The sequence below is a fragment of the Streptomyces sp. NPDC093598 genome (genome assembly GCF_044764825.1).
Classification (GTDB): Bacteria; Actinomycetota; Actinomycetes; order Streptomycetales; family Streptomycetaceae; genus Streptomyces.
The window spans coordinates 157,146-170,835 of the sequence record NZ_JBIWIV010000008.1 but is presented as its reverse complement, the minus strand read 5'-3'; the positions used below and the strand labels follow the sequence as shown (position 1 = coordinate 170,835).

Here is a 13,690-nt window from a genome sequence, read left to right as displayed (position 1 = left end):
GATGACTCGCGGTTATCCCCTTGCAACCACTACATCAGGAGTACTACAACTGAAGTCGTTACAGCGGCAGCCTACGAAATGAGACCGGCTTGCGAAAGCTCACGTACTTCATCGCCTGCTCCATCGACGGCTTCATCGGCGACCCGGAGGGCGACGCGACGTCGATGTTCCCCTTCGTCGACGAGGAGTTCTTCGCCTTCCTGAAGGCGGAGTATCCGGAGACCGTGCCCTCCCAGGGCCGCCGGGCCCGGGGCATCGACGACCTGCCGAACAAGCGGTTCGACACGATCATCCAGGGCCGTGGCAGCTACGACCTCGCCCTGAAGGGCGACGACCCCAGCCCGTACGCCCACCTGCGCGAATACGTCGCCTCCAGCACCATGAAGGAGTCACCCGACCCCAACGTCGAGATCATCGCGGACGACCTGGTCGGAAAGGTCCGCGAACTGAAGGCGGAGGAGGGCGAGTTCGGCATCTACCTGTGCGGTGGCTCGCGGATCGCGGGGGAACTGCTCGACGAGATCGACGAGCTCGTCATCAAGACCTACCCGCTCGTGTACGGCTCGGGCATGCCGATGTTCGGCTCCGGCTTCGCGATCTCGGAGTTCACGCTGGAGTCGGTGCGGACGTTCGGCAACGGCGTACTGGTGCGCACGTACGGCAGGAAGCGCTGAGCTTCCGACCGGCCTACCCTGAGGACATGGGCAGCGAACGACACGTCTGTCCGGCCTGCGGACAGCCAGTGGAAACAGTCGTCCGGCGCCACAAGACGCTGGGCACATGGGTCCCGCTCTGGGTGGCGGGCCCGTGCCGCAACCCCGCATGCGGGGCCGACGACACGGAGGGCGCCGGCAGCGGCACCACCGGCGACGGCACCCGGTCGGCGAAAGGCCCCCGGCCCGCCGGGAACGCCCGGGACGCCGACCGAGCCAGGCCCGCCGAGGGCACCACTCCGCCTGCCACGACCCCGCCATCGGCCCCGGGAGACACGACCCCGGGAGAAACCGTCGCGAAGAACTCCTGAGTCCGTGTCGAGATGCGCGGCCCGGCTCCGACGTCCCTTGTGAAGAGCCGCCCGGCGAGGTGGTGAGAGCAGAAGGAGCGGACTGATGAAGTACCTGGTCATGGTGCAGGGCACACAGGCGGACTACGAAGCCATGCGCGGCAAGGCGTCGGCGAACTCCCCGGCTTGGAGCGAGGAGGAGCTGCGGACCATGTTCGCCTACATGGGGGCCATCAACGACGACCTGGCCGAGACGGGCGAGTTCGTCGACGGGCAGGGCCTGGCCGAGCCGGCGCAGACCCGGCACGTCACCCTCGGCGACGACGGCAAGGCCGTGATCACCGACGGCCCGTACAGCGAGACCAAGGAGCTGCTGGCCGGCTACTGGGTCCTGGAGTGCGAGAGTCTGGAGCGGGTCACGGAGATCGCCGACCGTGTCGCCCGGTGCCCGCAGCCGGCCGGCGCCCCCGAATACCCCGTCGTGATCCGCCCGATCATGGACGGTTCCGGGGACATCTGACGCACCGGACGGCAGCGACGGACACGCCGGTGAGGAACACACCCGGGATCGAGGACCTGCTGCGCCGCGACGCGCCGCAGGTCCTCGGCGCGCTGGTCAGGCGGTACGGGCACTTCGACGCCGCCGAGGACGCCGTACAGGAGGCGCTGCTCGCGGCGGCCGGGCAGTGGCCCTCGGCGGGCGTGCCCGGCAACCCGCGTGGCTGGCTGATCAGGGTCGCCTCGCGGCGGCTCACCGACGCTCTGCGCAGCGACGAGGCCCGGCGGCAGCGCGAGGAGCGGGCGGCGGCGCTCACGCCCCGCGACGCCTTCACCGCGCCGCCGCCCGGGGAGCGGGCGCCCCGCGAGGACGACACCCTCTCGCTGCTGTTCCTGTGCTGCCATCCGGACCTGACACCGCCCGCGCAGATCGCGCTCACGCTGCGAGCCGTCGGGGGTCTCACCACGGCGGAGATCGCCCGGGCGTATCTCGTCCCGGAGGCGACCATGGCGCAGCGTGTCAGCCGGGCCAAGCAGAAGGTGCGCGGCGTGCGCTTCGGCCACCCGGACCACTGGGAGCAGCGGCTGCCGTCCGTGCTGCACACCCTCTACCTGATCTTCAACGAGGGCTACACGGCCACCTCCGGCGCCGCGCTCCAGCGCCGCGACCTGGCCGGCGAGGCCGTGCGACTGACCCGCACGGTCCACCGGCTGCTGCCCGACAACTGCGAGGCGGCCGGCCTCCTCGCACTGATGCTGCTCACCGACGCCCGGCGTGAGGCGCGCAGCGGACCGTACGGCGACCTCGTCCCCCTCGACGAACAGGACCGGGACCGCTGGGACAGGGCCGCGATCGAGGAGGGCGTCGCGCTGGTCACCCGGGCCCTGTCCCGGGGCCGGCCCGGGCCGTACCAACTGCGGGCCGCGATCGCCGCCGTCCATGACGAGGCGCCCACCCCCGAGGCGACCGACTGGGCCGAGATCCTGGGCCTGTACGACGTCCTGGTCGGCATGGTCCCCGGCCCTGTCGAACGCCTCAACCGCGCGGTCGCCGTCGCCATGGTCCACGGCCCGCACGCAGGTCTGACCGAACTGGACGCCCTCACCGACGAGTTGAGAGGTCACCGCCTGGACGCCGTACGCGGTCACCTCCTGGAGCGCGCGGGCGAAGCCGAAGCCGCCCGGGCCGCCTACGAGTCGGCGGCCGCCCAGACCCTCAGCCTGCCCGAGCAGCGCTATCTCCGGGCCCGGTCGGCGCGGTTGAGCGACTAGCGTGTGCGGCATGGGCGGACCGGGGGAGCGGCGCGGCGGGATGTGGCGCCGGGTGGTGATCGCGTGGGCACTGGTCGTGGCCGTCGCGGGCGGGCTGACACTGTGGATGCAGGACTCGACGGAACCTCGGGGGCCGTACGTCTGGCAGAACACGAAGCCCGGCGAGACGCCTGACCTGCCGCCCTGCCCGACACCGGACAGGGCCGGAGTGCCCGCGTGCGCGTACGCCGAAGCGCCTTAAGCGCACGATCCGCGGACCCCGCCTGTGACCGGATCCCGGGTCGTCAGGCAGTACGTGCCGCCCGCCGGGTCGCGCATCACGGTCCAGCCGGAGAAGCCGGCCACGAAGACGGCCCCGAGTTCCTCGTGCCGCGCCCGGGTCGCCGCGACGTCCGCGCAGGCGAGGTCCAGGTGGGCGGAGGCCGGGCGTTCCTCGTCGAGGCGTTGCAGGAGCAGACGGACCGGCAGACCGGGCGGCGGCTTGACCACGTGGAACTCGGGGAGGGCGCCCGGCCGTGACTCCCAGTCGGCGAGCAGCGCGCTCCAGAAGGCGACTTCTGTGTCGTAGGCCGAGGGCGGGACGTCCACGCACACCTGGTCGAGCCGGCTGCCCCGCACCACGCCCGGACGCGACGACTGCCCGCGCCACGGATCCGCGCAGAACAGCTGCCCGCCGGGCGAACGCAGCACGACGAGTGACCCGAGGTCGGCCACCACGCCCGCGCCGAGCCGGACCGCCGCGGCGGCGAACCCCGGTACGTCGTCCACGCAGAAGTCGATGTGCGCGCCCCCGGAAGCCGGCCCGACCGCCTGTACCTTCACGCACGCGTCCGCGCCGTCGGGCAGCAGGGTGGCGAACTCGTCGTGATCTCCGCGCAGTTCGGACAGCCGGGTGTCCGTGACCGCCGTCCAGAAGTCGCAGGCGGCACCGAAGGCCTCACGCGGGCGGTCGATGAAGGCGTACGTCCAGCTGATCGTCATGGGCGCGATCGTAGAGGGGGATGCGCCACCGCCACCCGCGTGAACCTTGACGAGCCTTTGCCGCACCGTTCCCCCTCCATTGGCCTGCGCTTGTTTGCATTCAGGAATGGACCACATCACGTTCCTCGTGGCGGTCGTCATCGTCACCGCACTCGCCTTCGACTTCACCAACGGTTTCCACGACACGGCGAACGCGATGGCCACGTCCATCGCCACCGGCGCTCTCGCTCCCCGTACGGCGGTCCTGATCAGCGGTGTCCTCAACGTCGTCGGTGCCTTTCTGTCCACGGAGGTCGCCAAGACCATCTCGGGCGGCATCGTGGACGACACCCTCGTCTCCCCGGGCATGATCTTCGCGGGGCTCGTCGGCGCGATCCTCTGGAATCTGCTGACCTGGCTCGTCGGGCTGCCCTCGAGCTCGTCGCACGCCCTGTTCGGCGGGCTGATCGGGGCAGTGTGGGTCGGGGCGGGCAGCCAGGGCGTCAACTTCGACAAGGTCGTCGAGAAGGTGCTGGTGCCGGCGGTGGCCTCGCCGATCGTGGCCGGTCTCGCCGCGCTGCTCGCCACGTACCTCGCCTACCGGCTCACCGACCGCGCCCGCAAGGACTCCGTCACCAAGGGCTTCCGGATCGGCCAGATCGCCTCCGCCTCGCTGGTCTCCCTCGCCCACGGCACCAACGACGCGCAGAAGACCATGGGCGTCATCACCCTCACCCTGATCTCGGCCGGAGCGCTCGGCCACGACGCCGGCCCGCCCTTGTGGGTCGTCGCGTCCGCGGGCCTCGCGATCGGCCTCGGCACCTACCTCGGCGGCTGGCGGATCATCCGCACCATGGGCAAGGGGCTCACCGAGATCCAGTCACCCCAGGGCTTCGCGGCCGAGACGGCCTCCACGACCGTCATCCTGACCTCCGCCCACCTCGGCTTCGCCCTGTCCACCACCCAGGTGGCCTCGGGCAGCATCCTCGGCGCGGGTCTCGGCCGCAGGCTCGCGGAGGTCCGCTGGGGCGTCGCGGGCCGGATGGCGGTCGCCTGGCTGGTCACCCTGCCCGCCGCCGCACTGGTCGGTGGGCTGGCCGCAGCAGTCGTGCAGAGCGGCGGGGACGTCGGCACGGCGGTCGTCGCGCTCGTCGGCGTGGCCCTCGCCGCGGGCATCGTGGTCATGTCGCGCCGCAATCCGGTGCACGCGCACAACGTCAACGACGCGCACGAGGTCAGCATCAGCACCGAGCCGCCGGCCAAGGTCGGCGCGGCCGCCTGAGCGACAGGGAGTCGGACATGCATCCGGACTGGACCGCACTCGGCCGGGTCGCCGCGGTGAGCGTGGGTGTCACCGTCGCCGTGGTCGTCGTCTTCGCCCTCGGCGTCCTCGGCCTCGCCCGGCTGGAGGGCATCCGCGAAGAAGAGGGCGCCACGTCCGCCCTCGGCCTCACCCAGGCCACCCTGTGCTTCCTCGCCTGCGCGGCCGTGGTGGCGTACGGGATCCACCTGATCGTCCCGAGCTAGGGCGCCCACGGCGAAGGGGCCCGACCGGTTCTCGGTCGGGCCCCTTCGCCGTACGAAGGCGATCAGGCCTTCTTGGTCTCCCAGAAGATCTTGTCGATCTGGGCGATGTAGTCCAGCGCCTTCTGGCCGGTGGCCGGGTCGGTCGAGCCCTTGGCGGCCGAGAGGGCCTTCAGGGTGTCGTTGACCAGCTGGTGCAGCTCCGGGTACTTCTCGAAGTGCGGGGGCTTGAAGTAGTCGCTCCAGAGCACCGAGACGTGGTGCTTGGCGAGCTCGGCGCGCTGCTCCTTGATGAAGGTGGCGCGCGCCTGGAAGTGCGGGTCGTCGTTGGCGGCCATCTTCTCCTGCACGGCCTTCACCGACTCCGCCTCGATGCGGGCCTGGGCGGGGTCGTACACACCGCAGGGAAGGTCGCAGTGTGCACTGACCTTGACCTTGGGGGCAAACAGGCGGGAAAGCATGGAGCATTCCTTCCTCGTGATCGTCTTCTCACAGGGGACATTACTCCGTGAGGGACGGCTTTTGGCGGGTGCCCCCATGGGCTTAGGACAAAAGTCCGGGGTGAGACTGAGACTGGTGGACGAAGAACCGGGGAGGTGCCGGGTGATGCCGGAGCTGTCGCAGGAGTCCGAGCGGGGGAGGCCGGCCCCGCCCTTCGGGGTGGCCGAGGTGACCGGGCCGTCCATGGTGCCCACGCTGTATCACGGGGACCGGCTCCTGGTGCATTACGGGGCCCGGGTCAGGCCCGGGGACGTCGTCGTGCTGCGGCACCCCTTCCAGCAGGACCTGCTGGTCGTCAAGCGGGTCGCCCAGCGGCGCGAGAGCGGCTGGTGGGTGCTCGGGGACAACGCGTACGCCGGCGGCGACAGCACGGACTACGGCGTGGTGCCCGACGAGCTGGTGCTGGGGCGGGTCAGGTTCCGCTACCGGCCCCGCAGGCCGGACCGGCGCTCGCCCTGGGCGCTGCTGGGCTGGGCGCTGTCGGCGGCCAGGCCCGTCCTCTCGGGCAAGCCGGGCCGGGCGGCCTCCAGGCGTTTGCGGGCGCGGTAGGCCGCCACGTTGGCGCGGGTCGCGCAGCGGTCGGAGCAGTAGCGCCGGGAGCGGTTGGTGGAGGTGTCGAGGTAGGCGTTGCGGCAGGGCGCGGCCTCGCACAGGCCGAGGCGGTCCACGCCGTACTCGGTCAGGTGGAACGCCAGGCCCATCGCCGCGATCGCCGCGTAGCCCGCGGTGGCGTTCGACGGGTGGTCCGCCAGGTGCATGTGCCACAGGGGGCGGCCGTCGTCGTCGCGGAAGTCGTGCCCGGAGATCTGCGGGCTCACCGGGAACTCCAGCAGCAGCGAGTTCAGCAGGTGGACGGCGAGCCTCTCGTCGCCCGAGTCGGCCGCCTCGAAGACCGCCCGCAGCCGGGCCCGGACCGAGCGGAAGCGGGTGACGTCCGCGTCGGTGGCGCGTCGGGCCGCCGACTGGCTGGGCCCGAACAGATCGCGGACGGCCTCGACCGACGTCAGGGCGTCCTTGCCCCGGGCCGGTTCCTCGGTGTTGACGAGGCGCACGGCGTAGTCCGAGTAATAGGCCAGTTCCACTTGTAGTCCTTACGGAGGGGCTTTAGGGTCGTGAGCGCGCACTGGTAACAGCTGATGGTGCTTCCAGGGTATTACGATGGAGGGGCTCGATGACGGACGCCGACATGACCACGGCCACCACTGACTGGCACGCCTGGCAGGAGAGCTGGGACCGGCAGCAGGAGTGGTACCTGCCCGACCGCGAGGAGCGGTTCCGGGTCATGCTCGACATGGTCGAGGCCCTCGTGGGAAGCGCGCCGCGCGTCCTCGACCTCGCCTGCGGCACGGGCAGCATCACCGCCCGGCTGCTCGCCCGCTTCCCGGACGCCACCAGCACCGGAGTCGACCTCGACCCTGCGCTCCTCGCCATCGCCGAGGGCACCTTCGCGGGCGACGAGCGGGTCGCTCTCGTCACCGCCGACCTCAAGGACCCCGACTGGCCGGCGAAGCTGCCGTACGACTCGTACGACGCCGTCCTGACCGCGACGGCCCTGCACTGGCTGCACCGGGAACCCCTCGCGGACCTCTACGGCCGGGTCGCGGGACTCGTCCGCGCCGACGGTGTCTTCATGAACGCGGACCACATGATCGACGAGTCGACGCCCCGGATCAACGCGGCGGAGCGGGCGCAGCGGCACGCCCGTATGGATCAGGCCAAGCGGGACGGCGTCCTCGACTGGGCCGAGTGGTGGCAGCTCGCCGCGAAGGACCCGGTCCTCGCGGAGCCCACGGCCCGGCGCTACGAGATCTACGGCGAACACGCGGACGGCGACATGCCGTCGGCGGCGTGGCACGCGCGCGTGCTGCGCGAGAAGGGGTTCGGCGAGGCCAGGCCGGTGTGGTGCTCGCCCTCGGACACCCTGCTGCTGGCCGTGAAGTAGCACAGGAGAAGGGGGCGGTACGGCGACCCCCGTACCGCCCCCTCCCCGTGCGCAGTATCAGAGCACCTTGGACAGGAACGACTTCGTCCGCTCGTGCTGCGGGTTCGTCAGCACCTCGCGCGGGTGGCCGGATTCGACCACCACACCGCCGTCCATGAAGACCAGGCTGTCGCCCACCTCGCGGGCGAAGCCCATCTCGTGGGTGACGACGATCATCGTCATGCCGGACTCGGCCAGGTCGCGCATGACGTCCAGGACGTCGCCGACCAGCTCCGGGTCGAGCGCCGAGGTCGGCTCGTCGAACAGCATCAGCTTCGGGTCCATGGCCAGGGCCCGGGCGATGGCGACGCGCTGCTGCTGGCCGCCGGAGAGCTGCGAGGGGTAGTTGCCCGCCTTGTCGGCCAGGCCCACCCGGTCCAGGAGCTCCTGGGCGCGCGTGCGGGCCTGGCTCCGGCTCACGCCCTTGACCTGGACCGGCGCCTCCATGACGTTCTCCACGGCCGTCATGTGCGGGAACAGGTTGAAGCGCTGGAAGACCATGCCGATGTCCCGGCGCTTGACCGCGACCTCGCTGTCCTTCAGCTCGTAGAGCTTGTCGCCCTTCTGGCGGTAGCCGACCAGCTCACCGTCCACGTACAGGCGGCCGGCGTTGATCTTCTCCAGGTGGTTGATGCACCGGAGGAAGGTCGACTTGCCGGAGCCGGAGGGGCCGATGAGGCAGAACACCTCGCCGGACTTCACCTCCAGGTCGATGCCCTTGAGGACCTCTACGGGACCGAAGGACTTGTGGACGCCCTCGGCCTTGACCATGGCGGTCATGCCTTGCCTCCCGTCGGCTTGGAGCGGCTGGACAGGGAGAGCACGTTCGCCCTGATCTTCTGGAACGGGGTGGCCGGCAGGGACCGGCTCGAACCACGCGCGTAGTACCGCTCCAGGTAGTACTGGCCGACGCTGAAGACCGAGGTCAGCAGCAGGTACCAGGCAGCCGCGAGGAACAGCATCTCGGCGGGGGCGCCGGAGGTCTGGCCGATGTCCTGGGCCGCGCGGAGCAGCTCGGGGTACTGGACGACCGAGACCAGCGAGGTCGTCTTCAGCATGTTGATGACCTCGTTGCCCGTCGGCGGCACGATCACGCGCATCGCCTGCGGGATGACGATCCGGCGCAGCGTCTTGGCGTGGCTCATGCCCAGCGCGTGCGACGCCTCGGTCTGGCCCTCGTCGACCGAGAGCAGACCGGCCCGGCAGATCTCCGCCATGTAGGCGGCCTCGTTCAGGCCGAGGCCCAGCAGCGCCGTCAGGAACGGGGTCATGAAGTCCGACCACTCGTCCTTGTAGAACGGCCCGAGGTTGATGTACTCGAAGACCAGGCCCAGGTTGAACCACACGATCAGCTGCACCAGGACCGGGGTGCCGCGGAAGAACCAGATGTAGAACCACGCGATCGACGAGGTCACCGGGTTCTTCGACAGGCGCATCACGGCGAGCAGGACGCCGCCGATGATGCCGATCGCCATGGACAGGACGGTCAGCAGGAGCGTCTTGCCGACGCCGTCCAGGATGCGGTCGTCGAAGAAGTAGTCCGGGATCGCGTCCCAGTTGATCTTGCCCTGGGAGAACGCGTAGACGACCCCGACCAGCAGGGCGATGGCGACGACGGCGGACACGTACCGCCCGTAGTGCCGGACCGGGATGGCCTTGATGGCCTCCGGTCCGGCCGGGGGCGTGTCGGCCGGCGTCTTGTCGATGTCAACAGTCACGGGTGTTGCCTTTCAGTGCCGCTAGGGCGCGGTCACTTGCCGCCGTTGATGGTGGCTTCCTGCACGGAGCCGTCCGTGACGCCCCACTTCTTCATGATCTTCTCGTACTCGCCGTTCTTGATGACGGCGTCGAGGGCGGCCTTCAGGGCGTCCCGCAGCTGCGTCTGGTTCTTGGCGACCGCGATGCCGTACGGGGCGGCCTCGACCTGCTCGCCGACCAGCTGGAAGTCCTTGCCGCCACCGGAGGTCTTCACCGCGTACGCGGCGACCGGGAAGTCGGACGAGCCGGCGTCGGCGCCGCCCGCGCGCAGACGGGTCTGGGCCTGCTGGTCGTTGTCGAAGGGCTCGATGGCGATCTTCTTGCCGGCCGGGCACTTCTTCGACTCCGCCTTGGCGAGGTCCTCGGAGACCGTGCCGCGCTGCAGCACGATCTTCTTCCCGCACAGGTCGGACCAGGTCTTGATGCCCTGGTCGTCGCCCTTCTTGGTGTAGATCGAGACACCGGCGGTGAAGTAGTCCACGAAGTCGACGCCCTCGCCGACCTTCTTGCCCGTGTCGGAGTCGATGCCCTCCTGGCGGTCCTTGGTGTCGGTCATCGCGGACATGGCGATGTCGTACCGCTTGGAGCGCAGACCCGTGATCAGCGTGTCGAAGGTGCCGTTCTCGAACTGGAAATCGACCCCGAGCTGCTTGCCCATGGCGGCGGCGAGGTCCGGGTCGATGCCGACCACCTTGCCCGAGCTGTCCTTGAACTCGACCGGGGCGTAGGCGATGTCGGAACCGACCTTGATGACACCCTTGTCGCGGATGGCCTGAGGCAGCTTGTCGGCGAGCGGGGCCGAGGCCGCCGTGTCGCTGGAGCCGGTGTCCTTGGTCTGGTCACCGCAGCCGGTGAGCATCAGCGCGCCTGCGACCGCGATCGCACCGACCGCTGCTAGCCGGGAGTGCGCGGCGGTCGTACGACGGGTGGAGCTTGCGGTCATGGTGGGTTCCTCCGGCGGATGGGTGGAGTTGCCGATGGGGCGGGCCGCTGCCGATGGGGTTCGGCAGCGCCGTGGCACGCCGAAGGTTTCGGCAGTGCCGTGGGTCGACGAGAGCACACCTCTTCGAGTGTCGCGACCTCGTGTGATTACGGCATCTTGCCATTCGGACTGCGCCATTCTGGGGGCCAGCCATGTCAAAATCGGATAACGGGCGACCCCCGAACCGCACCACTCCGGTACATCACGGCCGGACCTTCTATGGGAATCAACCCTTCCGGCCGGAAGATCTTCGGTAAATCCCGGGATTTCGACACGGGGCCGAGGGCTTCGCCGACGGTTGAGTGGTTGTCGCTGGTTTGTCCAGGTCTTGTCCCGATTTTGGACGAAGAGTCAGGGCCGCGTCATGTGACCTTCGCGTTATGGACTCGTCGTCGATGCCGTCCGTCCGGTAAGAAGGGTCTTTACACCCCTCATCCGGGGCTCAGGGCGCGTGTGCGGCGCGCCCGTCGCGTACGCGCCCGTACGTATCACGTACACAGCACGACATGGGCCTACGCGGTGCCCGCCCACGCCTCACCAGGAGTGGCCACCCTCAAAACCAATGAAGATTTAAGGGGTAAAACCAAGTGGCAGCGGAGATTGTCAATCCTCGCAGCGAGAGCAAGACCGGCGATACGGATCACGAGGGCGGTGCGGAGCCCCTCGACTCCTTCGACCCGGCGTTCGCGTTGCACCGCGGCGGCAAGATGGCTGTGCAGGCCACCGTGCCGGTCCGTGACAAGGACGACCTGTCCCTGGCGTACACGCCCGGCGTCGCGAAGGTGTGCAGCGCGATCGCGGAGCAGCCGGAGCTCGTGCACGACTACACGTGGAAGTCGTCGGTCGTGGCCGTCGTGACCGACGGTACGGCCGTGCTGGGGCTCGGTGACATCGGGCCCGAGGCCTCCCTCCCGGTGATGGAGGGCAAGGCGATCCTGTTCAAGCAGTTCGGTGGCGTGGACGCCGTTCCGATCGCCCTGAACTGCACGGACGTCGACGAGATCGTCGAGACCGTGGTGCGGCTCGCGCCGTCGTTCGGCGGTGTCAATCTGGAGGACATCTCGGCACCGAGGTGCTTCGAGGTCGAGCGGAAGCTCCAGGAGCGGCTGGACATCCCGGTCTTCCACGACGACCAGCACGGGACGGCCGTGGTGACGCTGGCCGCCCTGCGCAACGCCGCGCGGCTGAGCGGGCGGGCGCTGGGGGAGCTGCGGGCCGTCATCTCCGGCGCCGGCGCTGCCGGTGTCGCCATCGCGAAGATGCTGGTCGAGGCCGGCATCGGGGATGTCGCGGTGGCCGACCGCAAGGGTGTCGTGTCGGCGGACCGGGACGACCTCACGCCGGTGAAGCAGGAGCTGGCCGGGTTCACGAACAAGGCCGGGATCACCGGGTCGCTGGAGGCGGCGCTGGACGGGGCCGATGTCTTCATCGGCGTGTCCGGTGGGACCGTTCCCGAGTCGGCGGTGGCGACGATGGCCGAGGGCGCGTTCGTCTTCGCCATGGCGAACCCGAACCCCGAGGTGCACCCCGAGGTCGCGCACAAGTACGCGGCGGTCGTCGCGACCGGGCGGTCGGACTTCCCGAACCAGATCAACAACGTGCTGGCGTTTCCGGGGATCTTCGCGGGGGCGCTCCAGGTGCGGGCCTCCCGGATCACCGAGGGGATGAAGCTGGCTGCCGCGGAGGCGCTGGCCGCTGTGGTCGGGGACGACCTGGCCGCCGACTACGTCATCCCGTCGCCGTTCGACGAGCGGGTCGCTCCTGCGGTCACGGCCGCGGTGGCGGCGGCGGCTCGGGCCGAGGGTGTGGCCCGGCGCTGACGTCGACGCCGCGCCGGCGTTTGTGCGATGTGGCTCCGTCCGGGATCGGGCGGGGCCACTTCTTTGCTTTCGGGTGGGGCTGTTCGAGTGGTGTGGTGGGTGCGGATGGCTGCGCCTGGCGGTGGGTGGTGGGTCGGGGCCGCGCCGGGGGGAGGGTCCGTCCTCGGAGCGGCGCGGGGGTCTCACGCCGACTCCGTTGACGCGCCGACCGCTGCGGGCGGACACCCCCCGACACGTCCCCTTCTCGCCCTGCGGGCGCGGGCCGCTCGTTCGGCGGCACCGACCCCTGGACGTTGGCAAGAGGGTGTGTCTCACAGACGTCGGTGGTTCCACTCGGCAGGTGGTGGAACCTATCGTCAAGGTCATGTTCGCTGTCTACGCCGCCCGAATCGACCGCGACCAGCCGCTGTCCGGCCTGGAGTTGGGAGAGCGTCCGGCTCCCGAGGCCCGTCCCGGCTGGAGTACCGTCACGGTCAAGGCCGCTTCCCTCAACCACCACGACCTCTGGTCCCTGCGTGGCGTAGGCCTCGCAGAGGACAAGCTGCCGATGATCCTCGGCTGTGACGCCGCCGGCATCGACGAGGACGGCAACGAGGTCGTCCTGCACTCCGTGATCGGACAGAGCGGGCACGGGGTCGGCCCCGAAGAACCCCGTTCCATCCTCACCGAGCGCTACCAGGGCACCTTCGCCGAGCAGGTCGCCGTGCCGACCTGGAACGTCCTGCCCAAGCCCAAGGAGCTCTCCTTCGAGGAGGCCGCCTGTCTGCCCACGGCGTGGCTGACCGCGTACCGGATGCTGTTCACCAACGCGGGTGTCCGCCCCGGCGACTCCGTGCTGGTGCAGGGCGCCGGCGGTGGTGTCGCCACGGCCGCCATCGTGCTGGGCAAGGCCGCCGGGCTCCGGGTCTTCGCCACCAGCCGGGACGAGGCCAAGCGCAAGCGGGCCGTGGAGCTCGGGGCCGTGGAGGCGCTGGAGTCCGGGGCGCGGCTGCCGCAGCGGGTCGACGCCGTGATCGAGACCGTCGGGGCCGCCACCTGGTCGCATTCCGTGAAGTCGCTGAAGCCCGGCGGCACGCTGGTCATCTCCGGCGCCACCAGCGGCGACCGGCCCTCGCACGCCGAGCTGACCCGGATCTTCTTCCTCGAGCTCAAGGTCGTCGGGTCCACGATGGGCACCAAGGACGAACTGGAGGACCTCCTCGCGTTCTGTGCCGCCACCGGTGTGCGGCCCGTCATCGACGAGGTCATGCCCATGGACCGCGCGCGGGAGGGCTTCGAGCGGCTGGCTTCGGGTGAACAGTTCGGGAAGGTCGTGCTGACGAATCCCTGAGCATTGCTGAGGGTGCGTTGACGGTCGGTCCGGGGCGGGCCGGCCGTTTTCGTATGTCAAC

The 13,690-nt window shown here is 70.1% G+C and carries 15 protein-coding genes and 1 pseudogene; 10 read left to right on the top strand and 6 right to left on the bottom strand.

Annotated features, from left to right (window positions below; genetic code table 11):
* The first annotated feature begins 89 nt into the window (after positions 1–89).
* From ACIRDU_RS23935 to ACIRDU_RS23920, 4 genes are all read left to right on the top strand, one after another.
* Positions 90–674 carry a dihydrofolate reductase family protein gene (locus ACIRDU_RS23935; protein ID WP_403582448.1) on the top strand — a complete coding sequence of 195 codons (585 nt, stop codon included), beginning with the start codon at positions 90–92 and terminating at the stop codon, positions 672–674.
* Between the two features lie 435 nt (positions 675–1,109).
* Positions 1,110–1,523: a YciI family protein gene (locus ACIRDU_RS23930; protein ID WP_403582446.1), complete on the top strand. Its 414-nt coding sequence runs from the start codon at positions 1,110–1,112 to the stop codon at positions 1,521–1,523.
* A 29-nt stretch (positions 1,524–1,552) separates the two neighbouring features.
* Positions 1,553–2,773 (top strand): RNA polymerase sigma factor, encoded by a 1,221-nt coding sequence (locus ACIRDU_RS23925; protein WP_403582444.1) that lies wholly within the window; start codon positions 1,553–1,555, stop codon positions 2,771–2,773.
* Positions 2,774–2,783: 10 nt separating this feature from the next.
* A complete protein-coding gene (locus ACIRDU_RS23920) occupies positions 2,784–3,014 on the top strand; it encodes a hypothetical protein (protein ID WP_403582442.1) in 231 nt (76 codons plus the stop codon).
* Here the strand turns inward: ACIRDU_RS23920 and ACIRDU_RS23915 are convergent.
* Positions 3,011–3,754 (bottom strand): VOC family protein, encoded by a 744-nt coding sequence (locus ACIRDU_RS23915; RefSeq protein ID WP_403582441.1) that lies wholly within the window; start codon positions 3,752–3,754, stop codon positions 3,011–3,013. The genes ACIRDU_RS23920 and ACIRDU_RS23915 overlap by 4 nt on opposite strands.
* A 106-nt stretch (positions 3,755–3,860) precedes the next feature.
* Here ACIRDU_RS23915 and ACIRDU_RS23910 point away from each other — a divergent pair, with 106 nt between their 5' ends.
* Positions 3,861–5,015: an anion permease gene (locus tag ACIRDU_RS23910; protein ID WP_403582439.1), complete on the top strand. Its 1,155-nt coding sequence runs from the start codon at positions 3,861–3,863 to the stop codon at positions 5,013–5,015.
* 17 nt (positions 5,016–5,032) lie between these two features.
* Positions 5,033–5,260: a hypothetical protein gene (locus ACIRDU_RS23905; RefSeq protein WP_403582438.1), complete on the top strand. Its 228-nt coding sequence runs from the start codon at positions 5,033–5,035 to the stop codon at positions 5,258–5,260.
* Between the two features lie 62 nt (positions 5,261–5,322).
* On the opposite strand, the gene sodN is transcribed toward ACIRDU_RS23905, so the two are convergent.
* On the bottom strand, positions 5,323–5,718 hold the full coding sequence (gene sodN, locus ACIRDU_RS23900; RefSeq protein ID WP_403582436.1) for a superoxide dismutase, Ni: 396 nt from the start codon (positions 5,716–5,718) through the stop codon (positions 5,323–5,325).
* Between sodN and sodX the strand changes: the two are divergent.
* A pseudogene (gene sodX, locus ACIRDU_RS23895) lies at positions 5,630–6,115 on the top strand (nickel-type superoxide dismutase maturation protease); the annotation flags it as partial. The gene sodN and the pseudogene sodX sit on opposite strands and share 89 nt — an antisense overlap.
* Before the next feature lie 65 nt (positions 6,116–6,180).
* Here the strand turns inward: sodX and ACIRDU_RS23890 are convergent.
* On the bottom strand, positions 6,181–6,840 hold the full coding sequence (locus ACIRDU_RS23890; RefSeq protein WP_403582435.1) for a CGNR zinc finger domain-containing protein: 660 nt from the start codon (positions 6,838–6,840) through the stop codon (positions 6,181–6,183).
* Between the two features lie 89 nt (positions 6,841–6,929).
* On the opposite strand from ACIRDU_RS23890, the gene ACIRDU_RS23885 reads away from it, so the two are divergent.
* Entirely contained in the window at positions 6,930–7,700 is a 771-nt protein-coding gene (locus ACIRDU_RS23885) for a class I SAM-dependent methyltransferase (RefSeq protein ID WP_403582433.1), read from the top strand.
* A 57-nt stretch (positions 7,701–7,757) separates the two neighbouring features.
* On the opposite strand, the gene ACIRDU_RS23880 is transcribed toward ACIRDU_RS23885, so the two are convergent.
* Genes ACIRDU_RS23880 through ACIRDU_RS23870 form a run of 3 tightly spaced genes read right to left on the bottom strand, consistent with a single transcriptional unit; the run spans position 7,758 to position 10,440 of the window.
* Complete coding sequence (locus ACIRDU_RS23880) at positions 7,758–8,519, bottom strand: amino acid ABC transporter ATP-binding protein (RefSeq protein WP_033313541.1); 762 nt, start codon at positions 8,517–8,519, stop codon at positions 7,758–7,760.
* Positions 8,516–9,457, bottom strand: coding sequence for an amino acid ABC transporter permease (locus ACIRDU_RS23875; RefSeq protein WP_403582431.1), 942 nt, complete (start codon positions 9,455–9,457; stop codon positions 8,516–8,518). The genes ACIRDU_RS23880 and ACIRDU_RS23875 overlap by 4 nt, the downstream gene beginning before the upstream one ends.
* A 32-nt stretch (positions 9,458–9,489) precedes the next feature.
* Complete coding sequence (locus tag ACIRDU_RS23870) at positions 9,490–10,440, bottom strand: ABC transporter substrate-binding protein (RefSeq protein ID WP_388247071.1); 951 nt, start codon at positions 10,438–10,440, stop codon at positions 9,490–9,492.
* A 626-nt stretch (positions 10,441–11,066) separates the two neighbouring features.
* On the opposite strand from ACIRDU_RS23870, the gene ACIRDU_RS23865 reads away from it, so the two are divergent.
* Positions 11,067–12,299 carry an NADP-dependent malic enzyme gene (locus ACIRDU_RS23865; protein WP_403582429.1) on the top strand — a complete coding sequence of 411 codons (1,233 nt, stop codon included), beginning with the start codon at positions 11,067–11,069 and terminating at the stop codon, positions 12,297–12,299.
* 364 nt (positions 12,300–12,663) lie between these two features.
* Positions 12,664–13,629, top strand: a complete 966-nt coding sequence (locus tag ACIRDU_RS23860; protein ID WP_403582428.1) for a zinc-binding dehydrogenase — start codon at positions 12,664–12,666, stop codon at positions 13,627–13,629.
* The last annotated feature ends 61 nt before the right edge of the window (positions 13,630–13,690 follow it).

Coding starts and splice junctions, on each gene's coding strand:
- ACIRDU_RS23930 (WP_403582446.1), top strand. CDS start 1,110: ATGAAGTACCTGGTCATGGTGCAGGGCACACAGGCGGACTACGAAGCC.
- ACIRDU_RS23920 (WP_403582442.1), top strand. CDS start 2,784: ATGGGCGGACCGGGGGAGCGGCGCGGCGGGATGTGGCGCCGGGTGGTG.
- ACIRDU_RS23915 (WP_403582441.1), bottom strand. CDS start 3,754: ATGACGATCAGCTGGACGTACGCCTTCATCGACCGCCCGCGTGAGGCC.
- ACIRDU_RS23910 (WP_403582439.1), top strand. CDS start 3,861: ATGGACCACATCACGTTCCTCGTGGCGGTCGTCATCGTCACCGCACTC.
- ACIRDU_RS23905 (WP_403582438.1), top strand. CDS start 5,033: ATGCATCCGGACTGGACCGCACTCGGCCGGGTCGCCGCGGTGAGCGTG.
- sodN (WP_403582436.1), bottom strand. CDS start 5,718: ATGCTTTCCCGCCTGTTTGCCCCCAAGGTCAAGGTCAGTGCACACTGC.
- ACIRDU_RS23885 (WP_403582433.1), top strand. CDS start 6,930: ATGACGGACGCCGACATGACCACGGCCACCACTGACTGGCACGCCTGG.
- ACIRDU_RS23880 (WP_033313541.1), bottom strand. CDS start 8,519: ATGACCGCCATGGTCAAGGCCGAGGGCGTCCACAAGTCCTTCGGTCCC.
- ACIRDU_RS23870 (WP_388247071.1), bottom strand. CDS start 10,440: ATGACCGCAAGCTCCACCCGTCGTACGACCGCCGCGCACTCCCGGCTA.
- ACIRDU_RS23860 (WP_403582428.1), top strand. CDS start 12,664: ATGTTCGCTGTCTACGCCGCCCGAATCGACCGCGACCAGCCGCTGTCC.